We start from the raw sequence: 13,286 nt of genomic DNA, 5'->3' as shown, positions 1-13,286 counted from the left end.
TATGACCAAACCAATGATTCAAATCGCCCTCGACCAAACCAACCTAACCGATGCCGTGGCCGTAGCGAGTAATGTCGCCAGTTACGTCGATGTGATTGAAGTTGGCACCATTTTGGCTTTCGCGGAAGGAATGAAAGCGGTGTCGACTCTGCGCCACAACCATCCGGATCATATTCTGGTGTGTGACATGAAAACCACCGATGGCGGAGCCATTCTCTCGCGCATGGCATTTGAAGCGGGGGCGGATTGGATCACCGTCTCAGCCGCCGCGCACATCGCGACCATTGCCGCGTGTAAAAAAGTGGCGGATGAGCTGAATGGCGAAATCCAAATCGAGATTTATGGCAACTGGACGATGCAAGATGCTAAAGCGTGGGTCGATTTAGGCATCACTCAAGCCATTTACCACCGCTCACGCGATGCGGAATTGGCAGGGATTGGTTGGACAACGGACGATCTCGACAAAATGCGCCAGCTCTCTGCGCTCGGCATTGAGCTTTCGATCACCGGCGGCATCGTACCAGAAGATATTTACCTGTTTGAAGGGATCAAAACCAAAACCTTTATTGCCGGACGTGCATTAGCAGGCGCCGAAGGCCAACAAACCGCGGCGGCTCTGCGTGAGCGGATCGACCGTTTCTGGCCATAACAGGAGGCCGCATGTACCAACATTTACTGCGCCACCGCGTTGGCTTGTATGAAAAAGCGCTGCCCAATCACTTAAGTTGGGAGGAAAAACTGGCCTGCACCAAAGAGCTCGGCTTCGATTTTCTGGAGATCTCGGTGGATGAAAGCGACGATCGCCGCAGCCGCCTCGATTGGGATGATGTCACCATTTATTCATTGCGCCGCCTTTGTGAGGAGTATGGCGTGCCGCTGCAATCCATGTGCCTTAGCGCTCATCGCAAGTTTCCGTTTGGCTCGGCCGATCCCGCGCTGCGCGATGAGGCGCTGCAAATTATGCAAAAGGCGATAACCCTCGCCTACAAACTGGGTATTCGCACCATTCAGTTGGCGGGGTATGACGTCTATTACGAGCCCGCCAACTCAGCCACTCATCAGCGTTTTATTGAGGGCATACAACACGCCGCCCGTTTAGCTGAGCGCGCTGGCGTGATGTTAGCCGTTGAGATCATGGATACCCCTTATCTCAATGCGCTGAGTAAATTTGAAGTGCTGAATCGGCAGATCCAATCGCCCTTTTTTACGGCTTATCCAGACGTTGGCAACATCTCAGGCTGGAATTATGACTTGCTGACCGAGCTCTCGTTAAGCAAACCTCACATCACTCAGATCCACCTCAAGGACACTTACAAGGTGAGCGAGCAGTGCGCCGGACAGTTTCGTGATTTAGTGATTGGCGAAGGCGACGTCGACTTTGATGGACTGTTCTGCCGCTTAAAAGCACTGGATTGCGTGGTGCCGTTAGTGATTGAAATGTGGGCGCACGATGAACAGTGGCAACACCATATTCACACCGCGCAGCGTCGATTAAACCAAGCTTGTGATCGCGCCGAACTCCCTCGCTTGTTCCCTCATCTTTAAGCTCCTGAGCCGCGCAACGCGGCACTTCCCGAACAGGGAATGTGCGGTAGGTTTCCCCCAGCCTACCGCACCTTTTCAAGCTCGCCTTATGGTTGACTTCATCCGCACCTTGACGCACAGTGGCGGCTGTTTGTTTGAAATTCCAACCGGTTAGCATGAAATTACTCCACCTTCAGCTGTTTTGGTACGAGAAGCACCACACCCTACTTGAATTAGAGGCCCTGCCACAACTGAGCCCGGCACAACAGCAAGAACTTGAAGAGTGGATCAAAACACGGCGCAAAATTCTCAGTTATGAAGTGCATCAACACGCGTGGATTAAGGTCAACGCCGATGGTTTTTCATCACTGCTGACCTTTAAACCCAACGGTACCTTGATTGAGAAAGACATATTCAGCGACAAAGCGCTGCATGGTTTGTGGAAAGTGATGGACGGGTTTTTGTTCGTCAAAGTGATCAGCGGTGAATTTATTGTCGAATACCAAATTGTCGGCCACCAACCTCACCCAGTGCACTGCGGCATTGAATACATCAATGGCCGCGTGAGTAGCTACAGCAAGTTTGCTAAACTCGCTAACCAACAAGTATAGCTATAACTCACGGCTCTAAATCGAGCCAATGCCCCGCCTCTAATCCGATACTCGTTTGCGCTCAACAAAAATTTTCTGTTTTCGTGCATCCAAATCCTTTCTTTTAACGTCTCTTAGGTGACTTTTTTCCTCACTTAAGGAGAACTCATGAAATGTCATAGCGTTATGACTCATTGGTTATTATTGGTTGCGAGTACATCGGCATTCGCTGCGCCGCAAAGCAGCTCAAACCAGATACATCAACCCAAAGATGGGGTGATTAATGTGTATGGTCCAGGAGGGCCAGATACCGCATTACGCCATGCAGCCCAAGCATTCACCCAACAAAGTGGCGTAAAGGTAAATATCATCGCAGGCCCTGAATCCAAATGGAGTCAGGAAGCGCAAAAAAACGCCGATCTACTGTTTGGTTCCTCCGAACAATCGATGAGTGCCTTTGCGGAAACCTATCCTTTCATTACTCATCAAGATGTTGAGCCCATTTACTTACGCAGAGCGGTCATCGCTGTCGCTAAAGGTAATCCTAAGGGGATTCGTGGCATTCAAGATCTTCTCGATAACCCATCACGCATTGTAGTGACCGAAGGGTTGGGCGTCTACAACACCTCTGGCACGGGAGTTTGGGAGGATATCGCCGGCCGCACAGGATCATTGGCTGATGTACAGAACTTCCGCAGCAAAATTATCGCTTACGCCAAAGGTAGTGGTGCAAGTTTCCAAGCTTTTCAGCAGCAACAGGCAGATGCTTGGATTACTTGGATTCATTGGCCATTAAACCATACAGATAAAGTCGACTACGTGGAGATCGAACCTGAACGACGTATCTATAGAGATTTGAATCTGGCCAAAGCGCAAGGTGCAGATAGCCAAACCCAAGACTTTATCGACTTCATCACCAGTGACGCTGGTGCCGAATATTTTTTACGTGACGGTTGGACCCGTCAATAAGGATAATCATTATGAAAACACTCTTCATATCAACACTTCTCTTACTTCCTGCCAGTTATAGCTTAGCGGCAACAACCATCGATACCGATCTAGGACAGGTATACACAGATAATGCAGGTAAAACACTTTATACTTTCACCAAAGATCCTGTCGGCCAATCAGTCTGTAATGGGGAATGTGAAAAACTATGGCCACCGATGTGGGCCGATGAAGAATCCACCCTTGAAATCGCAAAACTGGACAACGCTAAGCCGATCATACGTGATGATGGTCGTCAACAATGGACATTAGCAGGCAAACCGCTTTATCGATGGGTGAAAGATACCCAACCCGGCGACATCACTGGTGCTGGAGTGAAAGGCGTTTGGCAGTTGGCTCGCGCTGATGATGTTCCTCTGCAGCTATTTAATGATGGTACTCGCCGCTTTTTAGTCGATAGTAATCAATTAACGCTCTATACCTTTGATCAAGATAAACCTGAGATGTCGGTGTGTTATGGTGAATGTGAAACCAAATGGCCACCAGCTTATGTTGATGCAGCACTTATACACAAAGGCATTGAAAATCTTCGACTTACTGGTGATTTTGGCGTGATACAACGAAATGATCATACTTATCAATGGACATTTAAAAGCCAACCACTTTATCGTTGGTTTAAAGATACCGAACCGGGTGAAACCCAAGGCGATGGGGTAAAAAACGTCTGGCACCTAATTACTCAATGAGGTCAGTGTGAGTACAGATAAACATGCAATAGGTTTACTGCTCTCCAAAATAGCGCTTCGCGACCGCAAGGCGTTCGAAGCGCTGTACCAGTTAACCAGCTCAAGGCTTTACAACTTAATTCTCCATGTTGTCCGAGATGAACATATTGCGGCGGATGTTTTGCAAGATGGATTCGTCAAACTCTGGTTCAATGACCACTCCTATCCGGTTGACTATCCTTGGGCCTGGCTTTGCCAGAGTATGAGAAATCTAGCGATCGATGAAATCCGCAAACGAGGTCGCCGCAGCGAAGAATCGCTCGAAAATCTGTTCGAAAAAGAATCCTCCACCGAATCGGCATCCGACCAGAATTTGACCCGATGCTTGCAATCTCTCGCTGAAGAAAAAAGAAGCGCGATTGTTTTGGCATATCAGTACGGAATGAGTCATCAAGAAATCGTCCAACACATCAATACACCGCTGGGTACGGTAAAATCTTGGATCCGCCGCGGGTTGCAGGAGTTGAAACAATGTCTAACCGATTGAAAAGCCGCCGCTATATAAAAGCGGAATTACGAGATAAGTTAGCCGCCGAGTACGTGTTAGGTACACAAACCCCCTTGGTCAAACGCCGTATGGAAACCTTGATGAAAGCTGATCCTACTTGGTGGGAGCACATCGAGCTGTGGCAAAAGCATTTATCAGGCTTGACCCCAGCGGCAGATCTTCATAACTCAACTATCTCGTTAGCTTCACCCTCGAAACGAGTATGGAAAAAGATTACTGAGCGCACTAACCCTGCTCGCCCCTTTCAACGCATGCGTTGGTGGTGGCTGCCCATCGGGATGACCATGTCACTCTTTGTCGGAATCTGGGTGCAAAATACAATGCAATCCCTATCGCCAACGATTGAAATAGCTCAAGTACGCCCAATCACCTACTTAGCCATAATGTCCTCCGAGAGCCAAACAAACCATTTTGCGTTGGTGGCTTATCAAGGTGATAAACCGGGGCAATCTAGCCTGCGCATGCAGCGGAACCTTAACATGGAAAATCCCTCATTTGGGCAAGCAATGGTTTGGATGAGAGATAAAAACACGGGCAAGCTTCAATTGATAGATAGCCTGCAAAAAATTAATGATATTCGCTACATGTCACCTAGTGAATGGCAAGCGCTCAAAAACAGTTCAGAGTTATTGGTGACCGCGAATAGAGACCCAAACAGTCAGGTTTTGTATCGTGGACATTGTATTGAATTAGGGTCTTAATTGAATACATCAATGGCCGCGTGAGTAGCTACAGCAAGTTTGCCCAATTGGCGTCTAAAGAATAGGGTTAAGCGTCACCTAAGTAATACCCCATACCCCGCTTGGTTTGGATCAGCGGCTGGGCAAAAGGCATATCGATTTTCTTGCGTAAACGACGCATATAGACATCGACTACATTGGTCAGCGGATCTTGGTGAATACCCCACACATTCGCCAAAATTCGCTCCCGGCTAAAAATGTGCCCCGGTTTACGCAAAAAAAGCTCAAGTATTGAAATCTCTTTTGCCGTCAGCTCTATCGGTTGCTCGGCACGATACACGCGCATGGTGGATAGGCAGAGTTCTAAATCAGCAAAACGCAGCTTATTGCTGGTGTGGGTTTGAATATTACGCCGCTGCAGTGCCTCGATGCGTGCCAACAGCTCTTCAAAATGGAAAGGCTTGGCGAGGTAATCATCCGCACCGGTGCGCAATCCTTGGATGCGTTCCTCCACCTCGCCCAAAGCGGATAACATCAGGATTAAAACCTGATTACCCGTCGCACGGATTTGCTGGCATAGGGTTAACCCATCCACATGGGGCAACATGCGATCCAAGATCAGTAAGTCCGGCTCGCTGCTTTTCACGGTTTCTAATCCGTATTGACCGTCTTTCAAACGGTGGATTTGGTGCCCTTCCGCTTTTAAGCCTCGCTCAATAAAACGGGCAATTCTTTCATCATCTTCAATCAATAAGATTCGCATCTTGCTCCTCTCCTCGCGGAAAAGTTAACGTCACCGTCGTGCCTTGTTCCAACACACTTTCGATGCGGATTTCACCATCCAGTTGTTTTACGATACTTTGCGCCAGCGTTAAGCCAATGCCTAACCCATCAGGGCGATACCGCTTGCCATTTTCTGCACGAAAATAGCGTTCAAAAATCACACTCAGATCCGCTTCAGCAATCCCAATACCTTGATCTACCAATTGCACACGCCATGCCTCTTCATCCAACTCAAGATTCAATCCTATCGGTCGCTGCGTCGGATCATAGCGTAAAGCGTTATCCACCAAGATACGGATCACCATCAGCAATTTATCGCGATCCGTATAGCAAAGCTGTGTTTGCCACTCACCCTGTGCTGGCGTATTCACCGTCAACTCAACTTGCTGCGCGTGAGTCAACAAGCTGGCTTGCCGCACCACCGCTTGCCAAATTTCACCTAAGAGCAACTCGGTTAACGCAGGATGAAACAGGCGCTCATCGTGTCGGATCAACATCAATAAATCTTCAATCCGAAATGCCAGTTGCTCTGCCGACTCACTGATCCGCAGCAAGGTTTGCCGATACTCATCATCACTATTGTGCCGACTGCGCAGAGTAATTTGCGCCTCACCTAAAATCGCAGTGGCAGGAGAGCGCAGTTCATGGCTGACATTAGCGAAGAACTCTTTTTGTTGGTGCTTGGCTTTCTCCAACGTTTGTAAAGCTTGCGCCAGCTCTTGGGTTCGGTCTGCCACTTCTCGCTCAATTAATTGGCGTGACATCCGCTCTTTTTGCTGCGCTTGCTCAAGACTTTGCGCCATATAGTTAAAATGGCGCGCCAGCGTTTTAAGTTCATCCGGCCCGCTGATCGAAATGCGGTGATCCAATCGGCCTTGCTCTAAGGCGGTAGTACTTTTCACCAACTCAGCCAGCGGCTTAGAAAGGGTACGCAATAACCAAACGCCAAGCAGCGCCCCCGACACCATGCCAAAAACCGCTAAGCTGGTGATGACCGCTCTCACATTCGATAACGCATCCAACGCCGCTTCTTCATAACGTGCGGTACGCTGCTGCTGGAGGCTAATGGCTTGCGTCAACAGCTGGCGTAAATCGGTATCATCGACCTGATCGAACGACTGGTTCAACAATAGCCAGCGTTCATCATCGTCAGTAATTTTGGCAATTTCCCATGAACGCAACGCCTTTTTTAAGCTGGCGAAGTTGGTTTCAAACAGGGAGATTACCTTGATCTGCTGGTTTATTTCTGAGAAATCTTGCACGGTTAAGCTGTGCTGCTGAGCTTGCTCCGTCAAAAGATTGAGCTTGTGTAGCAGCGCTTCAATTTTGGAAAAACGCATATCCCTTTTCAGGGTACTGCCATCTTTAATCAGAAGATACTCGGCGAGCCAGACTTTAAGTTGCTGTTTTTCGGTACTTAACTGCATAAAACCTTGCAGAATTTGGCTTGAGATTTGCCCACGCAGCAGATGCTGATTCGCAACTTGATTTGACCAATAAGCCACCCCGGCCTGCGCCAAAATCAAGGTCAATAGTAATGCGAGTACAAACGCAAGCCGATATCGAAACATAGTCATTTCCCAAAATTGTCTTCTTTCTATGAGTCTCAACTACTCGCAGTGGCAAATAGGCGACCAATGAGTCCATCTCCATCAGCATAGACACACTCGGTGTTTAAGATGAATCAGCGTCGCCAAGACCGCGTTAAGTAGCAAGGAGATATGCAGATTACGTGATCCTCTACCCAAGGGTAAATCTTGTTAATCTGAGGTTAATCTTTGCGCTCGGTTTACATTCATCGAAACCTCGTAGAGTAGCGCTGAACCTACTGCAAACATTTAAGGAAGGCAGATTATGCAACGTATGACTCGTACTCTATCCGTTTCCGCCCTGATTCTGTGCGGCTTATTACCTTTCACGACTCAAGCTGCCGATCTTGTCGTGAATAACAACATCACTCATGAAGATGTGCTAAAAGCCCAACAAGCATGGGGCGAAGCGCTGATTAAAATCAGCGATACTTATCAAAAACAAGGCATCAAAGCGGCAACTGAGCTTGCGAACCAAGTGTTAGATCAAGCCTATGGCTACCAACAAGGCGCAGTATTGTTTAAACCGACCCTCGCCAGTGGCAAGCAAACCTTCCGCACCGATACAGAAGGCGCACTCTCTTACTTTGTTGGCAACAATAAAAGCTATCCACAAGATTCGGGCTTTGCCCTAAAAGGCTGGAAGGAATACCGTTTTGAAAATGCCGCAGTTTACATTGATGGCGATCTTGCACTCACCACAGGCAATGTCTTCCTAGTGAATGATAAAGGGCAGGAAACCGTGGTAGATAAAAGCTGGGCTTTTAAGAAAGATGAGCAAGGCCAGCTGCGCATTGTACTGCACCACTCCTCGCTGCCTTATCAGGCGAAGTGATGCTTAGTGGGCATATTCACGGCCTATACCCAAACAACTTGGAGTTGCAGGTAGGCGGCAAGTAAGTGAACCCCCATGAGCATAGGCAAACTATGTGATTGGGGTGAACGAGGTGATTGGGGTGAACGAGCGTAGCCAACACCGCTGCAGCTTCAAGTAGGAAGGGGATAATGCTCCCCTGATTACACCCTTCCTTCAAGCCACTTTTCCGCTTGAGGGAAGGGGCTAGCTCAACCTTTTGCCTAGCGCTTGCTCCAAGTAATCAGTACATAGCTTCACGATTGTAGGTGTATGGCTAGAGTACGGCGTTAAGGTATAAACCGTATTGATGGGTAAAGTGTAGTTAGGCACGACATTCACCAGTTGTGATCCCCTCTCTGACAAGTAAAAATCAGGCACAATACCTACGCCCGCGCCAGAGCGAATCAGTGCTAAACAGGTATGAAATGAATTCGCGGTACAACTCGCCTGTTGACGATAAATCCACGTCTGCCCCTCAGCGCTGCGAAAATGGTGTTCAATTTGCTTAGGTTGCCAAACATTCGCAATATACGGCGACTCATTAAGCTTCGTCCTGCGCTCTTCAAGCCCACATAAAACATCTCTAAATTCGCCAATCCGTTTTTGTTTCAGTGAACTGTCATGAGATGGGCCAATTCGGATCGCCATATCAATGTCGTTTGCCATCAAATCCAGATGCTGGTCATCAGCAATCAATTCCGGTTTTAACTTAGGGTATTGAGTCATTAATTCGGCGATCACAGGTGCCACCAAGCTATCCATCAAAGCGTGCGAGGCCGTAATACGAAATCGCCCTTGCGGCTCGGTTTGGTAGTCAGAGGCAATATCCCAAGCTGACTCAGCAATCGTATTCAACTCTTTGCATTTTAAATAAAACTGCTCGCCGACATCGGTTAATGTTTGACGCCGCGTGGTTCTTTTCATCAGTACCATACCCAGCTCATTTTCTAAGGTTTTGAGATGCTGGCTAACCACTGATTTTGACACATTAAGTTTATCGGCTGCTGCAGAGACGGAGCCGGCCTCCACTACATGCGCAAAAATCGCCATCTGCCTTAATCGATTCATGGCCAATTGTTCTCTTTCTCTAAACAGTCATTTTTATTATTGGTATTTTTCAGATCAATTGAAAGCACTAATCTAACTGGGAAGAGATGAGTTATCCGCAAACCACTTGCCGTTATCGTTTCAGATAAAAACCCATATCCCCAAACAACTTGAAGTGGCCGCTTTAAGTCGAAGGGAGAAGAAAGATTAAGAGGAATCCACTATGTTAGATCATTCAGTATTAGCCGTTTGTATGAAGGGTATTGAAGCTTGGCAGAACGCGTTTAACCAACAGGATGCGCAAGGCTGCGCAGAACAGTACGCGACGAATGCCATCATGCATGCTCGTCCCTTTGGCCAATTTGAAGGCCGAGAAGCCATTCAGGCCTTTTGGCAAAATATTATGGACCAAGGATTTGCACAGGTAGAGTACTATGATGTGCAATGGCAAGCTGCAGGTGAAAACGGCTACATTTTGACCGCAAAATGGCAAATGAATAAAGCGTTTGGCGCGATTCATCGTGAACATTGGGTTGTAGAAGCCGATGGAAAAGCCCGCTTAGCCAGCGATGATTTCGAAGTATTAGGGGAGCGTTAATCTCCTCCCCCTTTCTTAAAGGACTAAGGTAGGGGGTATTTCGCGCCAACCTCGCTAAAACTCGTACAGCTGATATATCTGTGACCACTAAAACACTTAATATATAAAGGCATTACAATAAATAGCCGCATTCAGCGGCTTTTTTATACCCTTCCTACTTGAAGCTGCAACAGTGTTGGCTACGGAACACATCATTTAATCCTCTCATAACACTAATTTTTCTTCCAAACTAAATACAAAACAAACACACCGCCAACCGCGGCAGTAATAATTCCGACCGGTAGTTCTTGCGGCGCAAGTAATATGCGACTAAGCAGATCACCAAGGCTCATGATAACCGCTCCCCATAATGCAACGAGAGGTAGCAAGCGCTTATGAGTCATACCCGAAAATGGCCTTATCAAATGTGGAACCATTAAACCAATAAATCCCACCACACCCGTTATTGCGACGATCGCCGCAGTACAAAACGCACAACAGATAAAGATTTCACTGCGCAGACGATGAACATTCATTCCCAGAGAGTGAATGGTCTGATCACCAACCAGCAGCGTATCGAGCGCGCGATACCGTTTGACCGACAGCACAACAACAACCGCAACACCTAACCAAGCAAAAGGTAAATTATCCCAACGCGCCAGCCCTAATCCTCCCATGGTCCAGAAAAGAATAGAACTGGCAGCACGCTGGTCGCCCGAATAGATAAAAAAGCTCGTCATGGCACCAAACAAAAATGAGATGGCGAGCCCACATAGCACTAAGTTGTCGTTACCACGCTTTTTCTGCATCGAGAACAGCATAATCACCGCAGCAGCAGAGACAAGACCACCACTAAACGCGGCAATGGGTAGCGACCAAACACCGAGCGTATCCCCTAAGCGAGTGATAACTAACACTGCGCCAGCAGACGCCCCTGAAGAAAGGCCAAATAGAAATGGATCGGCCAAATCATTACGCGTGGCCGTTTGTAATAATGCTCCAACCATCGCAAGTCCCGTACCCGCAATAATCGCAAGCAGCGCTCGCGGCAAGCGCAGATCCAGCAAAATTCGGCTCGTCATCGACATATCTTGTGAGCCAATCTCGGCCATTCCATCCCAAACCTGATGGATAGAAAAGGTCATCGAACCGTACATTAAGCTCAATAGAAATGTCGTGCCTAACAGAGTGCAGCCCAACAACCACATCCATGAATAGCGGCTAATTTTCATCATTTAATAAGCCGTGTTATTGAGCAAAAGCACTAGCCATCTTCTCAACGGCAGCGATATTCGCAGGCCCAGGCGTTAATTGTTCATATCGCAGCTTAATATAGCGTTTGTTCTTAACCGCATTGGTGTATTTCATCAGCGGATGTTGCTCGAGAAAATGTTGCAGTGCATTCGCACCATTGGCATTTTGATAATCAAGTAAAATGATGACATCTGGATTTTCCTTAGCCACCTTTTCCCACGAAGTGGTCGCCCAACTGGTTGGCATATCATGCACAACATTGACTCCACCTGCGGCTCGAATCATAGCGTCTGGCATCGCAAACTGACCTGCGGTAAACGGCTTATCTTGACCAGAATCGTATAAGAATACCTTCGGAGCTTTGGCGTTGGATGTAGGCTTTGGCAAAGCCGCAATACGTTGTTTCCAACTGTTGACAAGTGCATTGGCCTTATCTTGACGGTCGAAAATCACGCCAAGCTTCAGAATGTCTGTATACAGTAAATCCATACTGGCACTCCTTTGCTGCTTCGGATGAGTGTGGACACAGCTTTCGCTCAGCACCAAAGTATCAATGCCATAAGGCGCTAATGTTTCAGGCGTGACCTCGCCACCCACTGTCATGCCATAATTCCAACCAGCGAAGAAGAAATCGGCATTCGCGGCTATCATGGTTTCAAGCGATGGGTATTTAGGTGCCAGCTCTGGAATCCCACCCAAACGATGTTTAAATTCAGGTGACATCTTGTACCAGCCAGTGATGCCAGTAACGCCAGCCATATCATCTTGCAGACCTAAAGCAAACGCCATTTCAGTCATGTTGATATCATGAAACACCGCATGAGTCGGGCGCTTCTCAATCATCAATCGGGTTCCGCAACTTTCTACTATCACCGGATATTGGGTTGTCGCGGCTTGCGCAGCGGTGATAGGCAATAAAAGTGAAAATATAACTTTCCATTTCATAAGGTCATTCCTGTCGAAAATTTGAGTGCTTAACACGCAGCTTCAAAATGAAGAACCGCGTTGTCGATATGTGGGTGTTGAAAAGTCAGCACATTTAGCCCAAATATTGGCGTGATATATTGATTGCTTAGGATTTCTACTGCCGAGCCGCATTTCACAATGCGTTGATTGGCCATGAGAATCACTTTATCGGCGAAAGGAGCAACCAATTGTAAATCATGCAATACTGCAATACAGGCGACGCCTTTCCGTTTAATTAGAGCGAGCAATTCTAAACGCGCTAAAGGATCTAAATGATTAGTAGGTTCATCGAGCAGTAAAAGTTGAGGGTGCTGGGCAAAAGCTCTAGCAATATTTGCTCGTTGCTGTTCACCACCAGAGAGCGAGCCCATTGTACGCTCGCTTTTTTCGAGCAGTTTTACGTCATTAAGCGCGTTATCAACCGCCGCCAAGTGAGAGCTTTGGCTACAACAGAAAGCATGTGGCACTCGACCAAGACTGACATATTCACGTACCGTTAAACGCGGATCGACGTAATCATTTTGAGCAACAACGGCAATCAATTTGGCTTTTTGCTGAAGAGATAACTCGCTGAGTTGGTAACCATTAATCAGCAGCTCACCTTGCACTGCCGCGTATTCGCCAGTAATCGATTTTAACAGACTCGATTTACCACTGCCGTTCGGTCCTATCACGGCAAAACATTGACCACCTGCGACCTCAAACGTTGCATCAATCAACGCTTTCCAGCCTTGCGGGCTTCGTGTTGCTAGTTGCTTGACTTCTAAGATCACCCCCAAACTCATTCCCCTTAACGATTAAATGATAACAACTACCAAATGCAATGTTATAACATAACAACACATTGCACTTTAGTCGACGGGTAGATGAATATAAAAGGCAAATTTTTATGCGGATATCGGTCGGCACTGCAGGGCTTATCTTGGTAACAAGTATCGTTGGATAATGGATGTTTCAACACTAGCTCAAGCATTACCCCCACATTCTAGGGCGATGGGCCTGGATTTATGGTCGCTTGGTGATCACATGGCTGATTGTGGTGGGATAACGCGTTTATGGACAGAAATGTTTCATATGGTTTACTAATTTAGTAAACCATAGATTAACTAAGGTATGGAAAAATTTATTGTCCAATATTGATAGTGCAGACGACTCGCTTTCTCAGCGTATTTCCATGAG

The 13,286-nt window shown here is 47.4% G+C and carries 15 protein-coding genes; 9 read left to right on the top strand and 6 right to left on the bottom strand.

Going from position 1 to position 13,286, the window contains the following annotated elements; genetic code table 11:
• The first annotated feature begins 1 nt into the window (after nt 1).
• From R4537_RS01295 to R4537_RS01265, 7 genes are all read left to right on the top strand, one after another.
• The gene (locus R4537_RS01295) at nt 2-649 is read left to right on the top strand and encodes a 3-keto-L-gulonate-6-phosphate decarboxylase UlaD (protein ID WP_071178655.1); all 648 of its coding nucleotides are present in this window, start codon (nt 2-4) and stop codon (nt 647-649) included.
• 11 nt (nt 650-660) lie between these two features.
• Complete coding sequence (locus tag R4537_RS01290) at nt 661-1,545, top strand: L-ribulose-5-phosphate 3-epimerase (RefSeq protein ID WP_071178654.1); 885 nt, start codon at nt 661-663, stop codon at nt 1,543-1,545.
• Nucleotides 1,546-1,700: 155 nt separating this feature from the next.
• The gene (locus R4537_RS01285; protein WP_071178653.1) at nt 1,701-2,135 is read left to right on the top strand and encodes a hypothetical protein; all 435 of its coding nucleotides are present in this window, start codon (nt 1,701-1,703) and stop codon (nt 2,133-2,135) included.
• Between the two features lie 147 nt (nt 2,136-2,282).
• Nucleotides 2,283-3,083: a substrate-binding domain-containing protein gene (locus R4537_RS01280; protein WP_057558643.1), complete on the top strand. Its 801-nt coding sequence runs from the start codon at nt 2,283-2,285 to the stop codon at nt 3,081-3,083.
• A gap of 11 nt (nt 3,084-3,094) precedes the next feature.
• Entirely contained in the window at nt 3,095-3,808 is a 714-nt protein-coding gene (locus tag R4537_RS01275; protein ID WP_071178652.1) for a hypothetical protein, read from the top strand.
• Between the two features lie 7 nt (nt 3,809-3,815).
• The gene (locus R4537_RS01270) at nt 3,816-4,334 is read left to right on the top strand and encodes an RNA polymerase sigma factor (RefSeq protein WP_071178651.1); all 519 of its coding nucleotides are present in this window, start codon (nt 3,816-3,818) and stop codon (nt 4,332-4,334) included.
• Nucleotides 4,319-5,056 (top strand): hypothetical protein, encoded by a 738-nt coding sequence (locus R4537_RS01265; RefSeq protein ID WP_071178650.1) that lies wholly within the window; start codon nt 4,319-4,321, stop codon nt 5,054-5,056. The genes R4537_RS01270 and R4537_RS01265 overlap by 16 nt, the downstream gene beginning before the upstream one ends.
• Before the next feature lie 67 nt (nt 5,057-5,123).
• Here R4537_RS01265 and R4537_RS01260 read toward each other — a convergent pair whose 3' ends face one another.
• Nucleotides 5,124-5,798 (bottom strand): response regulator transcription factor, encoded by a 675-nt coding sequence (locus tag R4537_RS01260; protein WP_001221472.1) that lies wholly within the window; start codon nt 5,796-5,798, stop codon nt 5,124-5,126.
• Nucleotides 5,779-7,389, bottom strand: a complete 1,611-nt coding sequence (locus R4537_RS01255) for a HAMP domain-containing sensor histidine kinase (RefSeq protein WP_071178649.1) — start codon at nt 7,387-7,389, stop codon at nt 5,779-5,781. Before R4537_RS01255 ends, R4537_RS01260 begins: the two co-directional genes overlap by 20 nt.
• Nucleotides 7,390-7,672: 283 nt before the next feature.
• Between R4537_RS01255 and R4537_RS01250 the strand changes: the two genes are divergently transcribed.
• A complete protein-coding gene (locus R4537_RS01250) occupies nt 7,673-8,242 on the top strand; it encodes a phosphoribosyl-AMP cyclohydrolase (protein ID WP_001189466.1) in 570 nt (189 codons plus the stop codon).
• Nucleotides 8,243-8,467: 225 nt separating this feature from the next.
• Here R4537_RS01250 and R4537_RS01245 read toward each other — a convergent pair whose 3' ends face one another.
• Entirely contained in the window at nt 8,468-9,331 is an 864-nt protein-coding gene (locus tag R4537_RS01245) for a LysR family transcriptional regulator (protein ID WP_071178648.1), read from the bottom strand.
• 202 nt (nt 9,332-9,533) lie between these two features.
• On the opposite strand from R4537_RS01245, the gene R4537_RS01240 reads away from it, so the two are divergent.
• Entirely contained in the window at nt 9,534-9,908 is a 375-nt protein-coding gene (locus R4537_RS01240; protein WP_002043332.1) for a YybH family protein, read from the top strand.
• 212 nt (nt 9,909-10,120) lie between these two features.
• Here the strand turns inward: R4537_RS01240 and R4537_RS01235 are convergent, their stop codons facing one another.
• Genes R4537_RS01235 through R4537_RS01225 form a run of 3 tightly spaced genes read right to left on the bottom strand, consistent with a single transcriptional unit; the run spans nt 10,121 to nt 12,892 of the window.
• The gene (locus R4537_RS01235; protein WP_376765576.1) at nt 10,121-11,119 is read right to left on the bottom strand and encodes a FecCD family ABC transporter permease; all 999 of its coding nucleotides are present in this window, start codon (nt 11,117-11,119) and stop codon (nt 10,121-10,123) included.
• A 16-nt stretch (nt 11,120-11,135) separates the two neighbouring features.
• The gene (locus tag R4537_RS01230) at nt 11,136-12,086 is read right to left on the bottom strand and encodes an ABC transporter substrate-binding protein (protein WP_071178646.1); all 951 of its coding nucleotides are present in this window, start codon (nt 12,084-12,086) and stop codon (nt 11,136-11,138) included.
• 29 nt (nt 12,087-12,115) lie between these two features.
• Nucleotides 12,116-12,892 carry an ABC transporter ATP-binding protein gene (locus R4537_RS01225; protein WP_057558634.1) on the bottom strand — a complete coding sequence of 259 codons (777 nt, stop codon included), beginning with the start codon at nt 12,890-12,892 and terminating at the stop codon, nt 12,116-12,118.
• Nucleotides 12,893-13,286: the final 394 nt, after the last annotated feature.

The sequence above is a fragment of the Vibrio paracholerae genome (genome assembly GCF_037672085.1).
Lineage (GTDB): Bacteria > Pseudomonadota > Gammaproteobacteria > Enterobacterales > Vibrionaceae > Vibrio > Vibrio cholerae.
Note: the sequence above shows the minus strand (reverse complement) of the source record. Positions and strands in the feature narration are given on the sequence as shown.